Annotated in this window: 21 protein-coding genes; 13 read left to right on the top strand and 8 right to left on the bottom strand. The window is 72.0% G+C overall.

Going from position 1 to position 23,336, the window contains the following annotated elements; translation table 11 throughout:
- Positions 1–14 precede the first annotated feature (14 nt).
- Genes CF8_RS17875 through CF8_RS17860 form a run of 4 tightly spaced genes read left to right on the top strand, consistent with a single transcriptional unit; the run spans position 15 to position 3,465 of the window.
- Positions 15–1,709, top strand: a complete 1,695-nt coding sequence (locus CF8_RS17875) for an alpha-amylase family protein (protein ID WP_036493557.1) — start codon at positions 15–17, stop codon at positions 1,707–1,709.
- Positions 1,710–1,733: 24 nt separating this feature from the next.
- Entirely contained in the window at positions 1,734–2,693 is a 960-nt protein-coding gene (locus CF8_RS17870) for a TIGR03885 family FMN-dependent LLM class oxidoreductase (RefSeq protein ID WP_010834507.1), read from the top strand.
- A gap of 21 nt (positions 2,694–2,714) precedes the next feature.
- Complete coding sequence (locus CF8_RS17865) at positions 2,715–3,068, top strand: hypothetical protein (RefSeq protein WP_010834506.1); 354 nt, start codon at positions 2,715–2,717, stop codon at positions 3,066–3,068.
- A complete protein-coding gene (locus CF8_RS17860) occupies positions 3,061–3,465 on the top strand; it encodes a hypothetical protein (RefSeq protein WP_010834505.1) in 405 nt (134 codons plus the stop codon). Before CF8_RS17865 ends, CF8_RS17860 begins: the two co-directional genes overlap by 8 nt.
- Positions 3,466–3,483: 18 nt before the next feature.
- Here the strand turns inward: CF8_RS17860 and CF8_RS17855 are convergent, their stop codons facing one another.
- From CF8_RS17855 to CF8_RS17830, 6 genes are all read right to left on the bottom strand, one after another.
- Positions 3,484–4,194, bottom strand: a complete 711-nt coding sequence (locus CF8_RS17855; protein WP_010834504.1) for an EcsC family protein — start codon at positions 4,192–4,194, stop codon at positions 3,484–3,486.
- 88 nt (positions 4,195–4,282) lie between these two features.
- Positions 4,283–6,460, bottom strand: coding sequence for a heavy metal translocating P-type ATPase (locus CF8_RS17850; protein WP_010834503.1), 2,178 nt, complete (start codon positions 6,458–6,460; stop codon positions 4,283–4,285).
- Positions 6,447–7,322, bottom strand: coding sequence for a hypothetical protein (locus CF8_RS17845; RefSeq protein WP_010834502.1), 876 nt, complete (start codon positions 7,320–7,322; stop codon positions 6,447–6,449). Before CF8_RS17845 ends, CF8_RS17850 begins: the two co-directional genes overlap by 14 nt.
- Positions 7,319–7,522 carry a heavy-metal-associated domain-containing protein gene (locus CF8_RS17840; RefSeq protein ID WP_036491373.1) on the bottom strand — a complete coding sequence of 68 codons (204 nt, stop codon included), beginning with the start codon at positions 7,520–7,522 and terminating at the stop codon, positions 7,319–7,321. The genes CF8_RS17845 and CF8_RS17840 overlap by 4 nt, the downstream gene beginning before the upstream one ends.
- An 8-nt stretch (positions 7,523–7,530) precedes the next feature.
- Complete coding sequence (locus CF8_RS17835) at positions 7,531–7,827, bottom strand: metal-sensitive transcriptional regulator (RefSeq protein WP_010834501.1); 297 nt, start codon at positions 7,825–7,827, stop codon at positions 7,531–7,533.
- A 150-nt stretch (positions 7,828–7,977) separates the two neighbouring features.
- Positions 7,978–8,763, bottom strand: coding sequence for a glycerophosphodiester phosphodiesterase family protein (locus tag CF8_RS17830; RefSeq protein ID WP_010834500.1), 786 nt, complete (start codon positions 8,761–8,763; stop codon positions 7,978–7,980).
- 180 nt (positions 8,764–8,943) lie between these two features.
- On the opposite strand from CF8_RS17830, the gene CF8_RS17825 reads away from it, so the two are divergent.
- The 5 genes from CF8_RS17825 (at position 8,944) to CF8_RS17805 (ending at position 12,261) form a co-directional block, all read left to right on the top strand.
- Complete coding sequence (locus tag CF8_RS17825) at positions 8,944–9,330, top strand: hypothetical protein (RefSeq protein WP_010834499.1); 387 nt, start codon at positions 8,944–8,946, stop codon at positions 9,328–9,330.
- A 124-nt stretch (positions 9,331–9,454) separates the two neighbouring features.
- Entirely contained in the window at positions 9,455–10,603 is a 1,149-nt protein-coding gene (locus CF8_RS17820) for an LLM class flavin-dependent oxidoreductase (RefSeq protein WP_036493554.1), read from the top strand.
- Positions 10,600–11,250 carry a CE1759 family FMN reductase gene (locus CF8_RS17815; protein ID WP_010834497.1) on the top strand — a complete coding sequence of 217 codons (651 nt, stop codon included), beginning with the start codon at positions 10,600–10,602 and terminating at the stop codon, positions 11,248–11,250. Before CF8_RS17820 ends, CF8_RS17815 begins: the two co-directional genes overlap by 4 nt.
- A 119-nt stretch (positions 11,251–11,369) precedes the next feature.
- Positions 11,370–11,705 carry an antitoxin gene (locus CF8_RS17810; protein WP_010834496.1) on the top strand — a complete coding sequence of 112 codons (336 nt, stop codon included), beginning with the start codon at positions 11,370–11,372 and terminating at the stop codon, positions 11,703–11,705.
- Between the two features lie 127 nt (positions 11,706–11,832).
- Positions 11,833–12,261: a VOC family protein gene (locus CF8_RS17805; RefSeq protein WP_010834495.1), complete on the top strand. Its 429-nt coding sequence runs from the start codon at positions 11,833–11,835 to the stop codon at positions 12,259–12,261.
- 135 nt (positions 12,262–12,396) lie between these two features.
- Here CF8_RS17805 and CF8_RS17800 read toward each other — a convergent pair whose 3' ends face one another.
- Together CF8_RS17800 and CF8_RS17795 are read right to left on the bottom strand one after the other, a co-directional pair.
- Positions 12,397–13,902 (bottom strand): SDR family NAD(P)-dependent oxidoreductase, encoded by a 1,506-nt coding sequence (locus CF8_RS17800; protein WP_010834494.1) that lies wholly within the window; start codon positions 13,900–13,902, stop codon positions 12,397–12,399.
- Positions 13,903–13,935: 33 nt separating this feature from the next.
- The gene (locus CF8_RS17795) at positions 13,936–16,254 is read right to left on the bottom strand and encodes a DUF6351 family protein (RefSeq protein ID WP_010834493.1); all 2,319 of its coding nucleotides are present in this window, start codon (positions 16,252–16,254) and stop codon (positions 13,936–13,938) included.
- Positions 16,255–16,373: 119 nt separating this feature from the next.
- On the opposite strand from CF8_RS17795, the gene CF8_RS17790 reads away from it, so the two are divergent.
- The 4 genes from CF8_RS17790 to CF8_RS17775 are packed head-to-tail and all read left to right on the top strand — an operon-like array spanning position 16,374 to position 23,327.
- A complete protein-coding gene (locus tag CF8_RS17790; protein ID WP_010834492.1) occupies positions 16,374–17,261 on the top strand; it encodes an ABC transporter ATP-binding protein in 888 nt (295 codons plus the stop codon).
- Complete coding sequence (locus CF8_RS17785) at positions 17,258–17,914, top strand: ABC transporter ATP-binding protein (protein WP_010834491.1); 657 nt, start codon at positions 17,258–17,260, stop codon at positions 17,912–17,914. Before CF8_RS17790 ends, CF8_RS17785 begins: the two co-directional genes overlap by 4 nt.
- Positions 17,911–20,247: an ABC transporter permease gene (locus CF8_RS17780; RefSeq protein WP_010834490.1), complete on the top strand. Its 2,337-nt coding sequence runs from the start codon at positions 17,911–17,913 to the stop codon at positions 20,245–20,247. The genes CF8_RS17785 and CF8_RS17780 overlap by 4 nt, the downstream gene beginning before the upstream one ends.
- A complete protein-coding gene (locus CF8_RS17775; RefSeq protein ID WP_010834489.1) occupies positions 20,244–23,327 on the top strand; it encodes an FtsX-like permease family protein in 3,084 nt (1,027 codons plus the stop codon). Before CF8_RS17780 ends, CF8_RS17775 begins: the two co-directional genes overlap by 4 nt.
- Positions 23,328–23,336: the final 9 nt, after the last annotated feature.

Below are 23,336 nucleotides of genomic sequence, written 5' to 3'. Positions count from 1 at the left end.
GATGTCGTGAAGTGGTGAACCTCGCCGACACCTCCGACTTGTGGTGGAAGAACGCGGTCCTCTACTGCGCGGACGTCCAGACCTTCCTCGACCTCGACGGCGACGGGAACGGCGACCTGCGCGGAATGCTCCACCGGGTCGACTACTTGGCCGACCTGGGCGTGACCTGTCTGTGGCTGATGCCCTTCTACCCGACGGGTGGCAGTGACGACGGCTACGACATCACCGACTTCTACGGCGTGGACCCGCAGCTCGGCAGTGCCGGCGACCTCGTCGAGCTGGTGCGCACGTGCCACTCGCGCGGCATCCGCGTCGTGGCCGACTTCGTCATGAACCACACCTCGGAGCGGCATCCGTGGTGGAAGCAGGCGCTCCGCGGTGAGGACGACCCGCGCCGGGACTGGTACGTCTGGCGCTCGTCCACGCCCCCCGACACCAGCAAGCAGGTCGTCTTCCCTGACAAGGAGGACTCGATCTGGGAGCAGGACCCCGCCTCGGGACAGTGGTACCTCCACCACTTCTACAAGACCCAGCCCGACCTCAACCTCGCCAACCCCGCCGTCCGCGACGAGGTGATGCGCACGATGGGCTACTGGCTCGAGCTGGGCATCGACGGCTTCCGGATCGACGCCGTGCCCTTCCTCTTCACCGAGGACCAGGTGCCGAAGAAGGAGCGCAGGTTCCCGCCGTTCGACCCCCACGACTACCTGCGCAACCTGAAGGCGCACGCCGGGCGGCGCAACGGCACCGTGATGTTCCTCGGCGAGGTCAACCTCCCCTTCCCGGACATGGCGGCGTTCTTCGGCAGCGGCGACGCCGACGAGCTGTCGATGCAGTTCGACTTCATCGGCATGCAGGCGTTCTACCTGTCGCTGGCGCGCGGAGACGTCCGCCCGCTCACGACGGCCCTGCGCGAGCGACCGGCGATCGACGTCGGCAGCCAGTGGGCCAACTTCCTGCGCAACCACGACGAGCTGACGCTCGACAAGCTCAGCGCCGACGAGCGCCAGGAGGTCTTCGACGCCTTCGGCCCCGACCCGGAGCACCAGCTCTTCGACCGCGGCCTGCGGCGCCGGCTGCCGCCGATGCTGGGCGGTGACCAGCGGCGGATCCGGATGGCCTACTCGCTGATGTTCTCGCTGCCCGGCACGCCGGTGCTGTTCTACGGCGAGGAGATCGGGATGGGGGAGAACCTCGACGTGCCCGGTCGGCTGGCAGTCCGCACACCCATGCAGTGGCAGCCCGGCGACCACGGCGGCTTCTCGACCGCCGGGCGCCGCTCGCTGGTCCGTCCGGTCACCCGCGGCGCCTACGGCGCGGACCAGGTCAACGTGGCGACCCAGCGCAGCGATCCCGACTCGCTGTGGTCGTTCGTACGCCGTCTCATCTCGCGCTACCGGCAGTCACCGGAGATCGGGTGGTCGACGGTGGAGGTGCTCGAGCACGGTGACGACCGGGTGCTGGCCCACGTGTGCCGCAAGGACGAGTGGGCTCTGCTCGCACTCCACAACTTCGCCGACGAGCCGGTCGAGGTCAGCCTCGAGGTGCCCGGTCTCACGCGCGGGACCAGGCTCGTCGACCTGCTCACGCCGGGTCCCTCCGAGGAGCTGGAGACCGGCCCGCGCGGCCGGTTCACGTGCACGCTCGCGGCGTACGACCATCGCTGGCTGCGCGTCGTCCTCGACGACGACCGCCGCATCGACCACTGACCGCCCCCGAGGAAAGGACCAGTCGTGACCCGCGTCGGCTTCCACGCCTCGCACGAGCAGATCTCCCCCCGCCAGCTGCTCGCCGACGTCCAGCACGCCGAGCGCGCGGGCTTCGAGATGGCCATGTGCTCGGACCACTTCGCGCCGTGGAGCAGGCGCCACGGGCACGCGGGCTACGCCTGGGCCTGGCTGGGGGCGGCGCTCGCCACCACGGACCTGGCGATCGGGTGCGTCTCCGCTCCCGGGCAGCGCTACCACCCGGCGGTGCACGCGCAGCGGATCGCGACCCTGGGCCAGATGTTCCCGGGGCGCTTCTGGGTGGCGCTCGGCAGCGGCGAGGCGTCCAACGAGCACGTCACCGGTGAGCGCTGGCCTGACAAGGACCAGCGGACCGTGCGGCTCGAGGAGTGCGTCGACGTCATCGGCCGGCTGCTCGCGGGCGAGGAGGTCACCCATCGGGGCCTGGTCACCGTCGACCGTGCTCGGGTGTGGGAGCTCCCCGATCCCCGGCCGCTCCTCGTCGGTCCCGCCGTGTCGGTCGAGTCCGCGGCCAGGGTCGCGGGCTGGGCGGACGGCCTGGTGACGCTCAACCAGCCGGTCGAGGCGCTGCGCGACCTGCTCTCCGCCTATCGCGACGCCGGCGGTCGCGGCCGGGCCGCGTTGCAGGTGCACCTGTCCTGGGCGGCGACCGAGGACGAGGCGGAGGCGATCGCGCACGACCAGTGGCGCAGCAACGTCTTCCCCGAACCGGTCAGCTGGGACACCGAGCTGCCCGAGGCCTTCGACCTGATGGCCCAGCACGTCACTCCCGCGACGGTGCGCGAGCACGTGCGGGTCTCGGCCGACCTCGGGCAGCACCGCGCCTGGCTGGCGGAATATGCCGCGCTCGGCTTCGACGACCTCTACCTGCACTTCGTCGGCCAGGACCAGGGACCGTTCATCGACGCTTTCGCCACCGAGGTGCTGCCCGCGTTGCGCGACTGAGCCGCCTGAGACACTGGGCCCGTGATCGAGCCCCTCCAGACGAGCCTGCTCGTCGCCTCGCTGCTGCTCGCTGTCGTCGCCGGTGTGTACGTCGCCCTCGACCGCGGTCCCGACAACGCCGTCGTCGCCCTGGCCGGCCTGCTCGAGCTGGGCGTCATCGCCCAGGCGGTCATCGGCATCGCGCAGGTCGCCGGCGACGACGACGTGGCCAGCCCGGTGACGTTCGTCGGCTACCTGCTCGCGGCCGTCCTGGTGCTGCCGCTCGGCGTGCTCTGGTCGCTGGCCGAGCGCAGTCGCGGCGCGACCGCGGTGCTGATCGTCGCCGCCGTGACCGTGGCATTCCTCGTCCTGCGCGTGGTGCAGCTGCATGGCTGAGGGCACCTCGACCAGGTCCGGCCTCGGTCGCGCCCTGATCGCCGTCTATGCGGTGTTCGCGCTGTCCGCGACCGCCCGCTCCGGCGTGCAGCTCGCGACGAAGGCGTCCGAGGCACCGGTGGCCTACACGCTCTCGGCCGTGGCCGGCCTCGTCTACATCGCGGCCACCCTCGGGCTGGCGGAGGTCGGGCCGGCCCCACGCCGACTGGCGTGGGCGGCCGTCCTCTTCGAGCTCGTCGGCGTGCTCACGGTCGGCACCCTGACCGTGCTGGACCCGGCGCTGTTCCCGGACGCGACCGTCTGGTCGGCGTACGGACAGGGCTACGGCTACCTGCCGCTGGTGCTGCCGTTCCTCGGGCTGGCGTGGCTGCTGCACACCCGCGACCGGGTTTCGTGACGGCCCTGGCGGGCCTGCTCAACCGCCGGTGACGGCCGGGAACTCCTTCATCGCGTGGTCGGCGATCTTCTTCATCATGTAGGAGTCGATGCCGGCGCCGACGAAGCCACCGGCGACCGGGACGCCGCGGCCGAGGCGGCCGAGCGCCTTGGTGCCGACGCCGCGCATCAGGTTGAAGCCGACGGCCTTGTTGACCACCATCAGCGCCGCGGGCGGCATGTTGCGCAGCGCGAGCGCGGTGACGCGACCGCCGCCGGTGGCCATGCCGGCCTTCTTGAGCACGTCGTCGGACTTCGAGCCGACGAGGGTGAGCAGCACGGCGGTGCGGATCCGCGGCTCGTTGATGTCGTAGCCGCGCAGGATCGCGATCGCGCCGACCATGCGGGTGGCCTGGACGTAGAACTCGAGCACGTTGGCCGGGAGCGCGATCGGCATCGTGACGAAGCCGCCGAGGCCGGTGACGAAGCCGCCGATGCCGCCGCGGACCGTGGTGGCGCGGGCGATCGCCTTGATCGCCTCCTCGCGGGAGCCCTTGTCCTTCTTCGCGGCGCTGGCGACCTGGGGGGCCGACTTGATCGGGCCGCGGCCGTCGAGGCCGATGTCGAGCAGCATCGTGACGACCTTGTTGATCGCGCCGTCGTCGACGGTCGGGTCGTTGGCCGCGTCGAGGGCGGACTTGGTCTCCTTGACCTCGTCACGCTTCGGCTTGAAGAAGTCGATCAGACCCATGTTCGTGCACTCCCCAGAAAGTTGCCGGTGTCGAGCGGCCAGCGCCGCTGCCTCGCCGCAGATCCTGCCATGTGCCGGTGACGAGAGGTCACGAGAAGGCGCGCAGCCGCAGGCTGTTGGTCACCACGAACACGCTGGAGAACGCCATCGCGGCGCCGGCCAGCATCGGGTTCAGCAGCCCGGCGGCGGCGAGCGGGATCGCGGCGACGTTGTAGGCGAACGCCCAGAACAGGTTGCCCTTGATCGTGGACAGCGTGCGCCGCGACAGCCGGATCGCGTCGCCCGCGACGCGGAGGTCGCCGCGCATCAGCGTCAGGTCGCTGGCCTCGATCGCGACGTCGGTGCCGGTGCCCATGGCCAGGCCGAGGTCGGCCTGCGCCAGCGCGGCCGCGTCGTTGACGCCGTCGCCGACCATGGCGACGACGCGCCCCTGGCCCTGCAGGTCCTTGACCGCCGCGACCTTGTCCTCGGGCATGACGTCCGCGATGACGGTGTCGATGCCGACGTCCTTCGCGACCGCCTCCGCGGCTGCCCGGTTGTCGCCGGTCAGCAGCACCGGCGTCAGGCCGAGCGCCTTGAGCTCGTCGACCGCCTGCTTCGAGGTCGGCTTCACGGTGTCGGCGACCACGATGATTGCGGTCGCGCGCCCGTCCCAGCCGACCTCGATCGGGGTCGCGCCGTCGGCGTAGGCCGCCTCGACCGCGTCCCTCAGCTCCGGTGACTTCGGCCGGCCTGCGAAGACCGACCGTCCCTCGACGGTGCCGGTGACCCCGACGCCGCCCGTGGCGACGAAGTCGCTGACGGACAGGGGGGAATCGGCGTACGCCGCGATCGCGCGGGCGATCGGGTGCTCGGAGGCGTGCTCCAGGGCACCCGCCAGCCGCAGGACCTCGTCGTCGGAAACACCCGGCACGGTGGTCACGGACACGACGCTCATCTGGCCGGTCGTGACGGTGCCGGTCTTGTCGAGCACGATCGTGTCGACTGCGCGGGTGGACTCCAGGACCTGGGGTCCGCGGATCACGATGCCGAGCTGGGCGCCGCGACCGGTGCCGACCAGGAGTGCGGTCGGGGTCGCGAGGCCGAGGGCGCAGGGGCACGCGACGATGAGTACGGCGACCGCGGCCGTGAACGCGGCCGGTCCGCCGGCTCCGTTGCCGAGCCAGAAGCCGAGGGTGGCGACGGCGAGCACCAACACGATCGGCACGAAGATCCCCGAGATCCGGTCAGCCAGCCGTTGCACCGGCGCCTTGCCGCTCTGGGCCTCCTCGACCAACCGCGCGAGTCGCGCGAGCTGGGTGTCGGCGCCGACCCGGGTCGCCCGGACGACGATGCGACCGCCGGCGTTGACGCTCGCGCCGACGACCGAGTCGCCGACGCCGACCTCGACCGGCACCGGCTCGCCGGTGAGCAGGCTGAGGTCGACCGCGCTGGTGCCGGACTCGACGACCCCGTCGGTGGCGATGCGCTCGCCGGGGCGGACCACGAAGGTGTCGCCGACGACGAGTGAGTCGATGGGGACGCGGGTCTCGGTGCCGTCGCGCAGGACGGCGACGTCCTTGGCGCCGAGGTTGAGCAGGCCGGTGAGGGCGGCCCCGGCCGTCCGCTTGGCGCGGTGCTCGAACCAGCGGCCGGCCAGCAGGAAGGAGGTGACGCCGGCTGCCGCCTCGAGATAGATGTTGCCGGCGCCGTCGCTGCGCTCGATGGTCAGCTCAAAGGGGTGGGTCATGCCCGGCGTCCCGGCGGTGCCGAGGAACAGGGCGTAGACCGACCAGCCGAAGGCGGCCAGCGTGCCGAGGCTGATCAGGGTGTCCATGGTCGCGGCGCCGTGGCGCAGGTTGGTCCACGCGGCGCGGTGGAACGGCCAGCCGCCCCAGACGACGACCGGTGCGGCCAGGGTCAGCGACAGCCACTGCCAGAACTCGAACTGCAGCGCCGGCACCATCGCCATCGCGACGACGGGGACCGTCAGGGCGGCCGAGACGACGAGCCGGACGAAGGCCTCGTCGCGCTCGGGCGCAGCGTCGGCCTGCTCCTGCGTCGGCAGCGTGGCGGCGTACCCCGCGGCCTCGACGCCGGCGATCAGGTCGTCGGTCGAGACGGACTCCGGGTAGCTGACGTGGGCCTTCTCGGTCGCGTAGTTGACCGAGGCGGTGACGCCGTCGAGCTTGTTGAGCTTGCGCTCGATCCGGTTGGCGCAGGACGCGCAGGTCATGCCGGTGATCTGCAGCTCGGTGGTGGACACGTCGGTGTCAGTGGTCGTCATGGGAACCGCCCTCCTCGGCGCTGATGAGGAACTGCGCCGTCCGCACGACGCCGTCGTGCTGGAAGTCGAAGTAGAGGTGGAAGTCGCCGGCACTGGGGACCTCCGCCACGAACGGAACCTTGGGGCCGGGACCGCTCTCCTCCGGGTGGACGTGGAGGTAGGCGAGGTCGCCGGCGCGCAGGGCCACGAGGTGGCCGAAGGCGCCGAGGTAGGGCTCGAGGTCGGTGACCGGCTCGCCGTCGCGCTCGACGGCGACCGTGACGTCGCTCGAGCTGCCGTCGGTGAGGTGGCCGTCGATGGTGACGGTGTAGCCGTCGACCTCCGTGGTGGCGGTCCTCGCTGCGGGCGTGCTGCCGACCTGGCCGGGGACCGTCACGTCGGCACCGAGGGTCAGGCCCTCGCCGCCGTCGGGCGTGAAGTCGGCGAAGACCCGCCACGCGCCGGGCACGAGGTCGAGGTCGGTGCGCCAGGTCCCGTCGTCCCCGAGGACGGGGTGGACATGCTGGTAGCCCGAGCCGTCGCGGCGTACGGCGATGAGGTGGAGCTGCTTCTCGTGCTCGATGTCGAAGTCGGTGACCGGCTCGCCGTCGGCGCCCGTGATGGTGAACGCGAGCGGGCGGGTGCCCGGCTTGATCGTCGTCTCGGCGAGTGACAGCGTGTAGCCGTCCTGGCTGACCAGGAGCCCGCCCGGGAGGTGGGCGGCCTGCTCGTGGCCGGCGTCGTCGTCGCCCATCTCCATGTCATGGGAGGCGGCCGGATCGTCGTCGAGGACGGGGCCCATCGCCGTACCCACGCCCCAGGCGGCGGCGAAGGCGACGAGCAGACCCAGCCCGAAGACCGCGAGACGGACGGGGGTGCTCATGCCACGCCGTAGCCGGCTTCCTCGACTGCGGCGCGCACGGCCGCGGGATCGAGGGGCTGGCTGCTGGTGACGGTGACGGAGCCGGTCGCGAGGTCGACGTCGACGGCCTCGACGGAGGCGAGCTCGCTGATCTCCTCGGTGACGCTGGCGACGCAGTGGCCGCAGGTCATGCCGGTGACGGTGAGGTTCTGGGTTTCCATGTCTTCTCCTATGACTTGACCAGGCGCGCGATGGCGTCGCTGGCTTCCTTGAGCTTGATGGCCTGCTCGTCGCCGCCCTCGCGGACGGCCTCCACGACACAGTGCTCCAGGTGCTCGTCGAGCAGCCCGAGCGAGAGCGCCTGCAGGGCGCGGGTGACCGCGGAGACCTGCGTGAGGATGTCGATGCAGTACTGCTCCTCGTCGACCATCCGCGCGATCCCGCGGACCTGCCCCTCGATGCGCTTCAGGCGCTTGAGGTGGGCGTCCTTCGTGCCGTGGGCGACGTAGCTGTGTTCGTGGGCCATGCCATGACCATACCCCTAGGGGGTAGGGGTTTCAAGTGGGGGTGATGGTGATGTGTCGGAGTCCCCGCTTAGGCGGGGAATCCTGCACCTCTTGGCCGTTGCAACGCCCCAGAGGTGCAAGACTTCCCCCACCAGTGCCCGGAAGGGGCGTCAGGCAGACGTCGTACGGCGCCCCGCGAGCGGCGCCCACTGGCCCCGCGCGATGAGGACCTCGCGGAGGAGGTCGGGATGGTCGGTGATGACCGCGTCGACGCCGGCGTCGAGGAGCCGGTGCATGGTGGGCTGGTCGTTGACGGTCCACACCGCGACGCGGATGTCGAGGGCGTGGGCGCGCCGGACGATCCGCTCGGTGTAGATCGGCACCCGGCCGAGTCGGAGCGGCACGTGGGCGAACGTGCCCGAGGCAACGCGAGCGGGCGGGCGGGCGTAGGAGCGCGAGGCTGCGATGAGGGTCGTCAGCGCACGCCAGCCCAGTGCGGTCGTCACGTCCGGCACGGCGTGCTGGACGCGCTGCAACCGGTTGGACCAGGCGCCGGCGATGCAGATCCGCTTCGCCCAGGACGGGTTCGCCAGCAGCAGTGCGACCAGGGCCGGGCCGGCCGGCTCGTCCTTGAGGTCGATCGCGAAGCGGGTGTCGGGGAAGGAGGCCAGCGCCGACGCGAGCGTCGGGACCTGCTCTCGGCCCTCGACGCGCAGGCGGCTCAGCGACCGCAACGTGTGGTCCGCGACGGAGCCCGGCTCGCCCGTGACCCGCTCCAGCGTCGCGTCGTGGAAGCAGACCAGGTGGCCGTCTCTCGTGGTGTGGACGTCCGTCTCCAGGTAGCGCACCCCGAGCGCGGTGGCCCGCGCGAAGGTCGCCAGCGTGTTCTCCGGGCCCAGCGCCAGGCCGCCACGGTGGGCGATCGCCAGGGGGCCGTGCTCCTCGCCATACCTCATGACCCCAGCATGAGCGGCCCGGCGGGCACGCGGACAGCCATACGGCGGCAGAGAGGCAGGTGTTCACGCAGCCTTCGTCCGGGTGACAGCCTGGACACCTGCCGGCCACCTGGGCTCGCGGGAATCGGACACCTCGGGCGGGCGTTGTGACCTCGACCGACGACCCGAGAGGAGCCAGCCATGACCGACTTCACCCCCTTCGAGGACCTGTTGGCCGGCCACGCCGGACTCCTCGAGGACTCGCTGCACGACCGGTGGGTCCGCGCGCAGTCGCTGTTCGAGGACCGCGCCTACCGCGAGGCGATCGTGCTGCTCAAGGAGCTGCTCGAGCAGCCCGAGGACTTCGGGCACGCGCTCACTGACGCCCGCCTGCTGCTGGCGCGCTCCTACTACCACTCCGCCCTGCTCGGTCCCGCGATCGAGGCCGCGCGCGAGGTGCTCGCGATCGACCCGCAGGAGGCCTACGCCCACCTGCTCATCGGCCGCTCGCTGCAGCGCCAGAGCAAGCCGGACGAGGCTGCGCCGCACCTCAAGCTCGCGCACCTGCTCGGTGGCTACACGGCCTGATGCGCGCCCGCGCGCGGGCTCCGGAGGGGTACGGCGCCGCACCGGCGCTCGTCTTGGAATAGACCGGACCACGGTCCGGTTAGATGTCGTACAATCTTCAACTAGTCCATCAATGGAGGGCATCATGCAGTTCGGCATCTTCAGCGTCGGCGACATCACTCCCGACCCGACCACCGGCGTCACGCCGAGCGAGGGCGAGCGCATCGAGTCGATGACCCGCATCGCGCTCAAGGCCGAAGAGGTGGGCCTCGACGTCTTCGCGACCGGCGAGCACCACAACCCGCCGTTCACCGTCTCCTCGCCGACCACGCACCTCGCGTGGATCGCCGCGAAGACCGAGAAGCTGCAGCTCTCCACCTCCACCACGCTGATCACCACCAACGACCCGGTGAAGATCGCCGAGGACTACGCCTTCCTGCAGCACCTGTCCGGTGGCCGCATCGACCTGATGATGGGACGCGGCAACACCGGCCCGGTCTACCCCTGGTTCGGCAAGGACATCCGCGACGGCATCAAGCTCGCGATCGAGAACTACCACCTGCTGCGCAAGCTGTGGCGCGAGCCGGTCGTCAACTGGCAGGGCCAGTTCCGCACCCCGCTGCAGGGCTACACGAGCACGCCCGCGCCCCTCGACGGCACGCCGCCGTTCGTGTGGCACGGTTCGATCCGCAGCCCCGAGATCGCCGAGCAGGCGGCCTACTACGGCGACGGGTTCTTCCACAACCACATCTTCTGGGGCCCCGACCACGCCGCCAAGATGGTCCGGCTCTACCGCCAGCGCTTCGAGCACTACGGCCACGGCGCCGCCGACCAGGCGATCGTCGGCCTCGGCGGCCAGGTGTTCCTGGGTGCCACCGAGGCTGAGGCCAAGAAGCAGTTCCGGCCCTACTTCGACAACGCCCCGGTCTACGGCCACGGCCCGTCCCTCGAGGACTTCTCCGCCGCCACGCCGCTGACCGTCGGCACGCCCGAGCAGGTCATCGAGCGGACGCTGGGCTTCGCCGACTACGCCGGTGACTACCAGCGCCAGCTCTTCCTCATCGACCACGCCGGCCTGCCGACCGAGGTCGTGCTGGAGCAGCTCGAGATCCTGGGTCGCGAGGTCGTCCCGGTGCTCCGCGCGGAGTTCGACCGCCGCCGCCCGGCCCACGTGCCCAGCGACCCGCCCACTCACACCTCCCTCGTCGCCGCCGGACCCGACGCCCCGCACCACCTCGTCGAGCCCGCCAAGGCCGACGACACCGCAACCGTCACCGAAGGAGCACAGTCATGACCCGCACGATCGTCGTCCTCACCGCCGGCCTGACGGTGCCCTCGTCCACGCGGCTGCTCGGCGACCAGCTCGCCGATGCCGTCTCGGCGGCCGTGGGCGCCCGCGGCGAGGCCGTGTCCTTCGAGTACGTCGAGGTGCGCGAGCTCGCCCAGGACCTCGCCGGCTACATGACCAGCGGAGGCGTCGCCACCCCGCGCCTGACCGCGGTCCGCGAGCAGATCTCGGCGGCCGACGGACTGATCGCGGTGACCCCCGTGTTCAGCGCAAGCTTCAGCGGGCTGTTCAAGATGCTGATCGACGCGCTCGACACCGACGCCCTCAACGGCATGCCGGTGCTGATCGCCGCGACCGCCGGCACCGCCCGGCACTCGCTGGTCCTCGACCACGCGATGCGCCCGCTGTTCAGCTACCTGCGAGCCGTCGTGCTCCCGACCGGCGTGTTCGCCGCGACCGAGGACTTCGGCAGCACGGGTCTCTCCGACCGGGTGGCCCGGGCCGCGGCCGAGCTGGCCAACGCCGTGGTGGTGTCGGGCAGCGACCACGTGGCCGGGTTCGCCCCGGACCCGACCGCGCGTCGCCGTACGTCCGGGAACGACCTGGCGCCCGTCGCCGACTTCGCCGAGCTGCTGCGCGGACACTCGGGCTGATTCCCGGCCGGCACGTGGCGATCGACACCCCGGGCGACGGAATCGCGGCCCATGGGGCATCGTTGAGGACAGTGCAGCCGACCGGCGGCACCCGCACGACCCGCTCAAGGGGGACGCACATGTCCGACACCAACATCGCTGACAAGCTGAAGCAGACGATCGACGAGCTGCAGATCGACAAGCACGTCAACGACTTCGTCATCCAGCTCGAGACCGCCTTCACCACTGCCCGCGACAAGGTCGCGACGCTGGCCGCCGAGCGCGGCGACGACGTGGAGCGCTTCCTCGACAAGATGAGCACCACCATCGACGAACGCACCGAGGGCCGGTTCGCGCCCCACGTCGACAAGGTCCGTGAGACCGTGTCGAACGGCGTCACCAAGCTCGCGGACCAGCGCCCGAGCACCACCCCGGTCACGCCGGTCGCGGAGGACGAGATCCCCGCCGCCGAGTGATCGACCCAGACTGAAGGCCCGCTTCCACCCCCGTGGGGAGCGGGCCTTCTTCTATTTCGGCCCTCGACCTGGGCGGCGCGGACTCCTACGTTGGTCGGTGACCCTTCCTCGACCCCAGGAGCACCCCATGGCTGCACGGCTGAACCCCTACGTCAACGTCCTCGACGGCCAGGCCCGCGAGGCGCTGGAGTTCTACCAGTCCGTCCTCGGCGGCGAGCTGACCGTGATGACCTTCGGCGACATGGGCACCCAGGGCGACCTCGCCATCCAGGTGATGCACGGCCAGCTCGAGACGCCGGCCGGCTTCACGCTCATGGTCGCCGACGCGCCGCCCGAGATGGTGCAGGTGACGAGGGGCAACAACGTCTCCATCAGCCTGTCCGGGACGAGCGAGGACGGCGAGGCCCTCCGCGGCTACTTTGCCGGCCTCAGCGACGGCGGCCAGGTGGTCCAGGCGCTCGAGCCCGCCCCCTGGGGTGACGAGTTCGGTGCCCTCGTCGACAAGTTCGGGATCAACTGGCTGGTCAACATCGCCGGTGACGGCGCCCCGGCCTGACAGGGTGGGCACATGAGCCCTGTCCAGATCAGACCTCTCGGGGGTGGCCCCGGCTGCCTCGTCATGATCCTCGTGTCGATCGGTGCCTCGGTCGTCCTGACCCTGCTGCTCAACTGGCTAGCGCGCTGACGGCCCTCACCAGGGTGAGGGCTTGAAGTCCTTCACGAAGCAGCCGTAGAGATCTTCGCCGGCCTCACCGAGGACGACCGGGTCGTAGACGCGGGCGGCGCCGTCGACGAGGTCGAGGGGGGCGTGCCAGCCCTCGGCCGCCATCCGCAGCTTCTCGGCGTGCGGGCGCTCGTCGGTGATCCAGCCGGTGTCGATGGCGGTCATCAAGATCTTGTCGGTCTCGAACATCTCCTCCGACGACGTGCGGGTGAGCATGTTGAGCGCGGCCTTGGCCATGTTGGTGTGCGGGTGCCCGGCGCCCTTGTAGCGGCGGCCACCGAACTGTCCCTCCATCGCCGACACGTTCACGACGTACGCGCGCCCGGACGACGCAGTGACCGCCGCCGCGGCCAGCGCCGGTCGCAGCCGGGAGACCAGCAGGAACGGCGCGATCGAGTTGCACAGCTGCACCTCGAGGAGCTCCAGCGGGTTGACCTCGCCGACCGTCTGCGTCCAGGAGTTGTTCAGCTGTACGTCGGGGAGCAGGCCGCCCGCGTCGACGGCGGTGCCCGCAATGTGCGCGTCGAGGGACGCGTTGCCGGCCGTCAGTGCGAGGGCGGTCAGCGACGCCGCGTTGTGCGCGGCGAGGGCGTGCTCGGCGCTCTCGCCGAGGTGGTGGGCGACGGCCGTGTCGGCCAGCGCGCCGGCGATGGCGGCGGGGTGCGCCTCGGAGATGCGGTCGAAGGTGACCATCTCCGGGAGCTCCCGGTCGGTCGGCAGCGGAGCCAGCTCGGCGTCGACCAGCGGGGCGTAGGCGCCCGGCGTGCGGCGTACGGTCTGGCAGGCGTTGTTGATCAGGATGTCGAGCGCGCCCGCGGCTGCGACGTCGTCGGCCAGCGAGATGACCTGGGTGGGGTCGCGCAGGTCGATGCCGACGACCTTGAGGCGGTGCAGCCAGTCGTCCGAGTCCTCGAGCGAGGAGAACCGACGCACGGCGTCACGCGGGAAGCGGGTCGTGATCGTCGTGTGCGCGCCGTCGCGGAGCAGCCGCAGCGCGATGTACATCCCGATCTTGGCGCGACCGCCGGTGAGCAGCGCGCGCTTGCCGGTGAGGTCGGTGCGCTGGTCGCGCTTGGTGTGGCTGAAGGCCGCGCAGCTCGGGCACAGCCAGTGGTAGAACGCGTCGACCAGCGTGTAGTCGTTCTTGCAGATGTAGCACCCGCGCGGGTTGATCAGCTCGCCGGCGAAGGCGCCCGGCGCGTTGGAGACGAGCGGGATGCCGGACGTCTCGTCGTCGATCCGCACCGGCGACCCGGTCGCCGTGAGCTCGGTGACCGCCCGGTCGTGGGCGAGCTCCTCGGCGCGCTTGGTCAGCTTCCGCTCGGCCTTGATCGCCTTGTACATGTGCGAGGCCGCGCGCTTGACCGTCACGTGGTCGGGGTGCTCGGGCGGCAGCGTGTGGAGCTGCTGCAGCACGCGGAGGGTGGCGGCCAGGTCCTCGGGGTCGAGGCCGGCGTCATGCGGGGAGGTCACTGGCGCAATGGTACGGCGGCGCGGGCCGCTACCTCATTTCCGCAGGAGCTCCCGGAAGGACCGCGACATCAGCCCGGCACCCGAGCGGGCGGGGGCGGCGCGCAGGGGGCGACCGCCGTACACGACCTCGGTGGCGGTGCCGTAGCCCAGCCAGGTCTCGGCCCGTCCCTGCCCGACGCCGGGCTTGCTCCAGTCGCACACCCCGGCGGGGAAGACGGCCTGCAGCCGCGCCCACTGCGCGTCGCTGAACGGCAGCGGCGAGGTGTACGTCGACCTGTCGAGCGGCGTCAGTCGGCAGGCGACCACGTCGTTGGCGATGTCGCCGCCGGCCTCTTGGCGCGGGGTCGACAGGCGCAGCTGGGTCACGTCGGTCGCGCACACCCCGATGCAGCGGTCGGTCACCGTGGCGGGCCGGTCGGCGGCGATCTTCTGCGCGAGCGGGATGGCCCGCTTGTCCTTCTCGACGGCCGCGAGCCAGCCGTCCATCGCGAGGAACGCCTCGCGTGACCACTCCACGTCGCCGATCAGCGGCGCCGGGCCGAACCACATGACCCGGTTGTCGGTGTGCCCCTGGTCGCGCTCGAGGCGCGTCTCGGTCCACCACGCGTGGGCGTAGTCGTGGGCCACGCCGGGGTCGGGCCCGCCGTGGTTGATGATCGCCACCTCGTCGAGGTGGTTCATCTCGTTGATGAGCCCGGTGCGGTAGGCGCGGGCGATCGAGGTCGGGTCGCCGGCGATGCGACCGGGCGTCGGGTCGGCGTTGACGTCGATGCCCCCGACCTTCTCGTTCAGGTCGACGAACTGCTCGGGCGTGATGGTGCCCCGGTTGAGCGCGTTCAGGCCGTACTGGACACCGGTGTTGGCGAACGGGACGCCCGCGAACCCGTGCCCGGCGGCCTTCTCCTGCGCCGACCAGACCGACTTGGGGCGCGGCCCGAGCAACTGCATCACGATGTCGAGGATCGAGCAGCGGACACCGGCCGGGTTGATGTCGGAGTCGAAACGGGTCGAGGGGTCACCGGCGACCGGGTCCTTCGTGCCGAGGCACGGCGTCTCCGGGTTGATGGCCTTCTTGAACAGGAACTCGTCGGCGGCGACCGCGTTGAGGTGGCTGATGTGTCCCTCGACGTCGGCCATCTGCGTGGGCAGCCAGACGGTGCCGGGCGACCACCGCGACGGGTCCTCGAAGTACTTGCGCATGAGGTGGTAGTCGGCGAACTGCGCGCCGGCGGTGAAGACGTCGGGGTAGGAGCAGGTCGTGACCAGGCCCTGGTAGATCCCGGGGTAGGAGTTGGCGATCGTGTGCTGCGCGATCGAACCGCCGCTGCAGCCGGAGCCGATGAGGTAGCGCACCTCGCCGTAGCGCTCCACGAGCCGCTCGCGCGCCATCATCATCGACTCGGCCTCGACCGCGAGGTTGCAGTTGTGGCCGGTGTTGTTGAGCGCCGTCGCGAGCACCGCGAAGCCCTTGGCGAGTGCGGTGACATAGCTGTCCTCGACCGGGGACGCCGGCAGGGTCCCCGCGAAGTCGTGGAGGTTGGGGTGGGACGGGCCGTAGGACGCACCGCACCCGCCGCCGTGGGTGGCGAGCACCTTGTGGTTCCACTGGGCCTGCGGGGCCCACGCCTTCCACGCCTTGCCGGGCCTGAACAGGGTGAGGATCGTGTAGCGGTCGCGGTCCTGGAAGCCGTCCTCGCGGCGCACCACGAACGGCACCGTGACGCCCTGGTCGGTGGTCGTCGTCGCGACGTCGTCGGGCGGGTTCTTCGGGTGGTAGCGCGACAGGCCGGTCTTGAGCGGGTCGGTGGACTTGTAGAGGAAGGAGTAGCGCGCCGGCTGGTTGCACTGGGCGTCGCGGGCGGTGGGCTGGCACTGGTAGGGACCGGGCTGCGGTCCGGCGAAGACCGGGCCACCGTTGGGGAAGTTGGTGATGACGGTCCGGCCGCTGCGCGCCCGCGGGGCGGAGGCCTTCACGACGTTGCGCCCGAGCCTCAGGTGCTTGAGCAGGCCCCAGTAGCGGCCGTCCGAGCGGACCTTGAACGCCCGGGTCACCCTGCGCTCGCCGACCGTGACGACGACCTTCTTCGGGTCGACCCTGCGCGGGAGCCGCACGACGACCAGCGCGTCGCCGGCCGAGATCAGGTCGGCCCGGTTGGAGAGCACCGAGATCCGGAGCCGCGGCTTGCGCTTGCCGGGTGGGCGCATCGCCGTACGACCCGGATCGGCGGAGCCGACGGTCGAGGGGACAGCGGCCGCGGGGGACACGAGTGGCCCCGAACCGGAGAGCAGCGAGGCGCCGAGCACCAGCGTGAGAAGGACGGCGGCGGTGCGGCGGATGAGGGCGAGGGTCACGGGCACTCCTTGGGTGTCGGAAGCACAACGACTCGCCGTTGACCCGGCTACGTCGGTCGGTGGGCGTGGCTAGGGTGACGAGCAGGCCCGTTGCGAGGGCCGTTGCGAGGGGGAGTGCAGTGCTGGATCAGGCAGACGCGCGGCCGGCGGTCGCCATCGGGGGACTGGGCGTGCGCTGTGAGGGCGTCGTGCACCTCTACAAGACCTTCGGTGGGCACGACGTGGTGGCGCTGCGCGGCGTCGACCTCGTCATCGCGCCGGGTGAGCGGGTGGCCTTCCTCGGCCCGTCCGGCTCCGGGAAGTCGACGCTGCTGACGCTGCTGGGCGGCATCCAGAAGCCCAGCGCCGGCCGGATCTTCCTGGGCGACGAGGAGATCTCCCGGATGGGCGAGCGCTATCTCGCCCGCATCCGCTCCCGGTCGGTCTCCACCATGCTGCAGGGCGCGACCCGCAACCTGCTGCCTTATGCCACGGGTCGACAGAACATCGCCTTCGCCCGGCTCTCCCTCAGCTCCGCCGAGCGCCGCGACGCGATGCTCGACACCGAGCTGCTGAGCCGCGTCGGGCTCGAGGAGCAGGCCGACCAGGTCGTCTCCACCATGTCCGGCGGCCAGCGCCAGCGGCTCGCGCTCGCCTGCTCGGTCGCGACCGCGCCCCGGCTGCTGCTGGCCGACGAGCCGACCAGCCAGCTCAGCCACGAGGACCGCGACCACGTCCTGCACCTCATCCACTCGCTCGGCGACGACTTCGGCACCACCATCGTCGTCGTCACCCACCAGCCCGAGGTGGCCGCGACCTTCCCGCGCTCGATCACGATGAAGGGCGGTCGCGTCGGCGCCGAGGGCCGCCACGGCTCCGAATACGCCGTCGTCGGCGAGGACGGCGTGCTCCACCTCCCGGGCCACGTCGCGGCTGAGTGGCCGCCCGGCACGCTGGTGAAGTTCGAGGACGACGACCAGGGGCGCCTGATCATCACCCGCTCGAGCGGAGAAGGGGCAGCCCAGTGAGCGACCTGGTCCTCAGCGACATCACCTACGTCGCCGGCCGCACCCTGCTCGACGACGTCACGCTGACCTTCCCGGCCGGCAAGGTGACGGCCCTGTCCGGTCCGAGCGGGTCGGGCAAGACCACCCTCCTCTCCATCGCGGGCGGGCTCCTCGAGCCGACGACCGGCACGACGTCGTACGCCGATGCGTCGATGTGGCAGGGCACCGGCGACCCGCGCCCAGACGTCGCGTTCGTGCTGCAGGTCTATGGCCTGGTGCCGATCCTCAGTGCTCGCGAGAACGTCTCCATCGCCCTGCGTGCTCGCGGGGTCGACCCGCGCGACGCGGACGAGGAGGCCGAGGCGGCGCTGGGCCGGTTCGGCATCGCCGACCTCGGTGACCGGCAGGTCGAGGAGCTCTCGGGCGGGCAGATGCAGCGCGTCGCCTGCGCCCGCGGGTTCGTCGTCGGCGCCGGAATCCTGCTCGCCGACGAACCCACCTCCGAGCTCGACGAGGGCAACCGCGGCGTGGTGCTGGCCGAGCTCCACGAGGAGGCGGCCCGCGGGTCCGTGGTCGTCGTCGCGACCCACGACCCGGCGGTCGTGGAGGCCTGCGACGTGCACTACGCCCTCGACGAGGGCCGGCTGGTGCAGAGCCGGACAGCGCACGCATGACCCGTGCCCTCCGCGGAGCGTGGAGCCGCCGCGGCACCCTGCTGACGCTGCTCGCGATGACGACCGTCGTCGTCGGCGGAGCGGTCGCCGTTCTCGGCTTCGCCGAGGCCGCCGGCACCTCGCGCTGGCTGATGTCGCCGCTGCTGCTGCTCGGCGCGGTCGCGATCCCCAGCATCGGTCGTGAGCTCGCGGCCGCGCGCCGCGAGGAGATCGGCCTGGCTCGGCTGCGGGGGATCCGCGGGCTCCGGCTCGGCGGCGTCCTGCTGGCCGAGCCCCTCGTCACGATCGTGCTCGGCACCTGTCTGGGGCTCGTGCTCGGCTCGCTGGTCGCACGCGTCGCGGGCAGCGCCTGGCTCGACGCCGACGTGCCGGCGCTCGGGTCGACGGCTGCCGGCGTCGCCCTCGGCACCGCCGCGGGCAGCCTGCTGATCGTCCTGCTCGGCACCTGGGCGACCGTCACCGAACCACTGTCGGTGCAGGTCGCGACCCGCAACCGACCCCGGCGCGCGACGACGCTGGTGCTCTTCGGAAGCGTGCTCGTCATCGTCGGTGCCGCCGTCGCGGCCTACCGCAGCCGCCAGGCCGTCGTCGGCGATCCCGACGTCCTGGTGCTGCTCGGGCCCGCCCTGGTCGGGCTGGCGCTGGGCCAGGTCGCGATCTGGGTGCTGCGCCTGCTCGCCCGCGGTGCGACCGGTGCCACGGCGACGTCGGGGTTGTCCGGGTTCCTGGCCACGCGGCGGCTGTCGCGGGCCGACGACCTCGTGACGCCCATGCGGCTGCTCGTCGCCGCGGCCGTCGTCGGCGTCCTCGCCCTCACCGGCGCCTCCTCGGTCACCGACTGGGTCGACGGTGGCGCCCGGATCGCTGCCGGCGGTCCGCGGAGCGTGCCGGTCGAGGAGGGCGCCGTACAAGCCCTGGCGCTGACCCGCGACCTCGACCCCGAGGGCCAGCACCTGATGGCGGTGGCGGTCGTGCCCAACGAGGGCCGGCTCGGCGAGCGGCGGGCCTATGTCGACGCGGCGCGCTTCGAGTCCGTGGCCGGCGACTTCTACGACGACACCCCGGCGGCAGCTGCGGCCGCACGCATCGATGAGCTCACCACCGACTCCGCCGACCTGACCGTGCGCGGCAACCGGCTCGAGGTCGCGAGCGAGCGGATCGAGTCCGGCCCCACCGCCACGACCCGGCTGATCCTGGAGCTCGACTACGTCACGGCCGATGGCAAGGGCGCATCGATCGAGGCCCTGCTCAACCCGCGCCCGGGACAGCAGGATCGTCGCTCCGTCCGGCTGCCCGGCTGCACCGCCGGCTGCCAGGTGACCGGGCTGGCGATCGCCCGAACGCTCGCGGGTGGTGGCGGCAACGTCTTCGAGCTCGATGACACCTCCTACCGCGTGCTCCTGACGCAGCTGTCCGTGGGCGACCGCTCTCTGCTCGACGTCGCGTGGCAACCGGACCGGTCCGCGATCGACGGCCTGGGCAACATCAGGTTCTATCCCGGTCTCGACCTCCACTACCGGTCCGTCGCCAACCGGCTCGACGGCCTCGAGGTCAATCCGTTGCCCGACGGCCTGCTCGACCTGCAGGTGGCGGCGATCTCCGACCCGATCCCGGAGTTCGCGGCCGGTGCGGAGCCCGGCCTCCCGCTCGACATCGCCGGCAACGATCGCGTGCTCGGCGAGGGCACCCGCTTCGAGGCGCTGCCGCTGCTCGGTGGCATCGGGCAGCTGACCGACCTGCCGACGAGCATGGTCGGATCCCGGCCGACGGTGCCCGACGCGGAGACCTCGATCGTGGTCGCCGACGACACACCGTCCGCGATGCTGGCGGCGTTGACCGAGGCGACCGGCACGAAGGCCCGCTCCCTCGAGGACGTACGCCGCAGCGTCTCCACCGCAGCGGGCGCGGACCAGTCCCGGGCCTACGCGTTGATGGCGGCCTTCTGCGCACTGGTCGCGCTGCTCTCCTTGGCCGCGGGCATCGCCCGCCACCTGCGCAGCTACCGCCACGACGTCGCTTCGCTGCGAGTGCTCGGGGTCGGGCTGGGCGAGGCCCGCCGGGCCGGCCGGGTCGAGCTGGTGGCCCTGGCCGCGGTCGTCCTGATCTCGGTGGCAGCGGGCGGCTGGCTCGCGGTGCACCTGCTGCTCGGCGGGCTGCCGCTCGTCACGGTGTCGCCCGCGGCCGCGCCGCTCGACACCACCCCGCGTGTGGCGACGCTGGTGGTGCCGGCGGTGCTGGCGGCGGTTGCGATGCTCGTCCTGGGCGGCCGGGCCCGCGCCGTACGACCGTCAGCGACGCGACCCTCGACCCTGCGTGAGGAAGAGGGCCGATGATCCAGCTCCTCGGCACCATCATTCGCGGACTCAGGTCGCGTGCGCTGCTCAGCGTCGGCTCGGTGCTGCTCGCGGCGCTCGCGCTCGGGTCGGCGGCGCTGGGGCCGATCTTCTCCGAGGCCGTCACCAACTCCTATGTCGTCACCCGGCTGCAGGAGGCGTCGGCGGCGTCGACCGACCTCACGCGGGAGCTCACCCCCGACGGTGGCACCGACCCGGAGGTCGCCGTCGACCGTGCGATCGCCGCCTCCGACGCCAGGAACGAGGGGCCGTGGGGCCCAGCAACGGCGACGCTCGTGTCCGACGACTTCAGCGGGCTCGGCGGCATCGTGAGCTTCTGGTCGCGCGACGACGTCTGCGCCGGCCTGGAGATCGAGGGCCGCTGCCCCACCGCGCCCGGCGAGGTGCTGATGCTGGCCACAGACGTCGAGAAGGCGGGCGCGGAGATCGGCCGGCCGCTGGAGCTCAACACCGCGATCCCGGAGCCGCTCCGGGGCTCGTATGCCCGCTCGCCGCTGTCACAGGTCACCGTGGTCGGCTCCTATGCCACGCCCGTCTCCGACGACGAGTGGACCCACCCGCTCCGCCTCAGCTCGACCAGCGAACGGTTCGATCCCACCGGCGACTACACGCCCTACATGCCGGCACCGCTGCTGACCACGCACGCGACCCTCGGCACCCTCGGCGCCGGAGCGTGGACGGTGCAGGTCGACACCCCGCTCGCGGTCCCGGCGGATGCGACGCCGGCCGACCTCGCCGACGCGGTGGCGACGGCCGCCGGCCTGGAGGTCACCGAGGAGGTCGACGGCGGCACGCTCGTCGGGGTCCCCGGCACCAACAACCTGCAGGCCTTCAGCGACGAGGTCCGTGCCCAACAGTCCACCGCGCGCAAGTCGATCGCCCCGGCCGTCCTGTCGCTCGTGCTCGTCGCCCTCGCGCTGCTGATGCGGCTGCTGATGGCGGCCAGCGAGATCCGGGTGCCGGAGCTCGCGCTGGCCTCCCTGCGCGGGGTCTCCTCGACCCGGCTGTGGCTGCTCGGACTGGCCGAGCCCTTCGTCGTCCTGGCCGCAGCGGTGCCGCTGGGTGTCGGTTTCGGGGTCGGCCTGGGCGCCCTGCTGACCCGGCAGTGGCTGGTGCCGGGACTGCCGATGCCGCTGCCGTGGGTGAGCTGGGCCGCCGCAGCGCTGGTGCTCGCCGTCGCCGTCGGGGTCGCCTGCGTTGCGGTCGGGATGGTCGTGCGCGACACCCTCGCCTCCCAGCTCTCGGGCGTACGCCGACCGCGGGAGTCGCGACGTTGGTCGGTCGTCGCCCAGCTGACCCTGCTGGCGCTCGCCCTCGCCGTACTCGTCTCCAAGCTCTCGGCCTCCGGCCAGAGCGCGCCCGACCTGACCGACATGCTGCTGCCGATGCTGCTCGCGATCGTGGCCGGGCTCGCGGCGACGCGGCTGACGGCCTGGGCGGCGACGTGGTGGACCAAGCGTCGTGGGCTGACCCGTTCGCTGAGCGGCTTCGTGTCGGCGCGGGCGATCTCGCGTCGTCAGGAAGGCACGCTGGTCATCCTCCCGGTGGCGGCAGCGATCGCGGTCGCGGTCTTCGGCGCGGGCGTCTACGACTCGGCCTCGACCTGGCGCGGCAGCGTCGCGGCCACCGTGTCGCCGGCCGCGACGACGTGGACCTCCTCGCTGTCGCTGCGCGAGACCCGCGATCTCACCCGCAGCCTCGACCCGGAGGGGGAGTGGCTGATGGCCGCGGCGTCGGTGCTCAACCCCGGCGCGGACTTCGCCGTGGTCGACGCCGAGCGGCTGGCCACGGTGGCGACCTGGCCGGCCACGTGGAGCCCGGGTCGCAGCGTCGAGCAGGTCGTCGACGACATCACGCTGCCCGGGCGCATCCCTCTGCTCGTCGGCAGGCGGCTCTCGATCACGGTCGACAACCAGGCCACGACGTCGGGCGAGCTCGGCATCGAGGCGCGCTTCGGCAGCGTCGGTGGCGTGCCGGAGCGCAGCTATCTCGGGCCGTTCCCGGCGGGCGAGAGCACCCAGGGCGTTGCCCTGCCGAAGACCTGCCGCACCGGCTGCCCGCTGGAGGGCCTGACCCTGGGCGGGGGCGCCGGGACGGCGATGGAGATGACCGGCACGGCCCGGGTGCTGTCGGTCGCGGTCGACGGCGCGGTGGTCGAGGACGCCATCGCCGGAGCTGGCTGGCAGCCGAGCGCCGACAACCGGGGGCGCTCCTCGATCGGGGCCGTCGACACCTCCGGGGACAGCATCGACCTGACCTTCGACGACGCCGCGGGCCCGGCGATGGCCCGGCTCTCCGCGGGCGGGATCCCGTTGCAGCGACCGGTCCTGCGCGGGGTCGACGTCTCGGACCGCGTGATCGCCGACCTGCCCAACCGGGAGAGCGCCGGCATGGTCCAGGTCGATCCGGCGGGCGAGCTGGAGGGCATGCCGTTCGTCGGCCCGGCCGGGCTGCTCGTCGACTACTCCGCCTTCATCGCCGACCGCTCGGTCTACGACAACCTCTTCGAGACGCGGGTGCTGATGCGCGCGGGCGCTCCGCAGTCACTGTCGAGGGAGCTGACCAGGTCCGGCCTCGCCGTGGAGACGACCTATGCCGCGCAGAAGCGGGTGCTCGACCAGAGCGCCTACGCGCTGGCCCTGCGGCTCTATGCCGTGGTCGCGGTGCTGGTGCTGCTGATGGCGCTGGCCGGGCTGTTCGTCTCCACCGCGGTCCAGCTCCCGGCCCGGCGTCGCGACGCTGCGGCGTTGCGGGTCGTCGGCGTACCCCGCTCCGCGGTGATGTCCGCCGTCGCCCGGGAGTTCCTCGTGGTGCTCGGTGGCGCCGCGGTGGCAGGCGTGCTGGCCGGTTCGCTCGCGCAGTACGTCGTGCTCCGCACCATCACCCTGGGCGTCGTCGAGTCGTTCACCACCCCGCACCTCGTCGCGGCCATCTCGCCGATGCGCCTCGTCGCGCTCACCGCCATCGCGGCCGTCGTGCTGGGCATCGCGGCCTTCGTCTCGGCCTCGCTGACCGTCCGCGGTGCCCGCGGGTCGACGCTGCGCGAGTCCGCGCGGTAGGTGGTGTCA

Source organism: Nocardioides sp. CF8 (assembly GCF_000389985.1).
Classification (GTDB): domain Bacteria; phylum Actinomycetota; class Actinomycetes; order Propionibacteriales; family Nocardioidaceae; genus Nocardioides; species Nocardioides allogilvus.
The sequence above is the reverse complement of the archived record's forward strand: the minus strand, read 5'-3'. Positions and strand labels throughout refer to the sequence as shown.

Excerpts from the sequence above, each read along its gene's own strand:
- CF8_RS17860 (WP_010834505.1), top strand. The coding sequence starts at position 3,061 with ATGGCTGAGGGCACCTCGACCAGGTCCGGCCTCGGTCGCGCCCTGATC.
- CF8_RS17780 (WP_010834490.1), top strand. The coding sequence starts at position 17,911 with ATGACCCGTGCCCTCCGCGGAGCGTGGAGCCGCCGCGGCACCCTGCTG.
- CF8_RS17845 (WP_010834502.1), bottom strand. The coding sequence starts at position 7,322 with ATGAGCACCCCCGTCCGTCTCGCGGTCTTCGGGCTGGGTCTGCTCGTC.
- CF8_RS17820 (WP_036493554.1), top strand. The coding sequence starts at position 9,455 with ATGCAGTTCGGCATCTTCAGCGTCGGCGACATCACTCCCGACCCGACC.
- CF8_RS17825 (WP_010834499.1), top strand. The coding sequence starts at position 8,944 with ATGACCGACTTCACCCCCTTCGAGGACCTGTTGGCCGGCCACGCCGGA.
- CF8_RS17850 (WP_010834503.1), bottom strand. The coding sequence starts at position 6,460 with ATGACGACCACTGACACCGACGTGTCCACCACCGAGCTGCAGATCACC.
- CF8_RS17840 (WP_036491373.1), bottom strand. The coding sequence starts at position 7,522 with ATGGAAACCCAGAACCTCACCGTCACCGGCATGACCTGCGGCCACTGC.
- CF8_RS17815 (WP_010834497.1), top strand. The coding sequence starts at position 10,600 with ATGACCCGCACGATCGTCGTCCTCACCGCCGGCCTGACGGTGCCCTCG.
- CF8_RS17775 (WP_010834489.1), top strand. The coding sequence starts at position 20,244 with ATGATCCAGCTCCTCGGCACCATCATTCGCGGACTCAGGTCGCGTGCG.
- CF8_RS17810 (WP_010834496.1), top strand. The coding sequence starts at position 11,370 with ATGTCCGACACCAACATCGCTGACAAGCTGAAGCAGACGATCGACGAG.
- CF8_RS17855 (WP_010834504.1), bottom strand. The coding sequence starts at position 4,194 with ATGGGTCTGATCGACTTCTTCAAGCCGAAGCGTGACGAGGTCAAGGAG.
- CF8_RS17835 (WP_010834501.1), bottom strand. The coding sequence starts at position 7,827 with ATGGCCCACGAACACAGCTACGTCGCCCACGGCACGAAGGACGCCCAC.
- CF8_RS17805 (WP_010834495.1), top strand. The coding sequence starts at position 11,833 with ATGGCTGCACGGCTGAACCCCTACGTCAACGTCCTCGACGGCCAGGCC.
- CF8_RS17830 (WP_010834500.1), bottom strand. The coding sequence starts at position 8,763 with ATGAGGTATGGCGAGGAGCACGGCCCCCTGGCGATCGCCCACCGTGGC.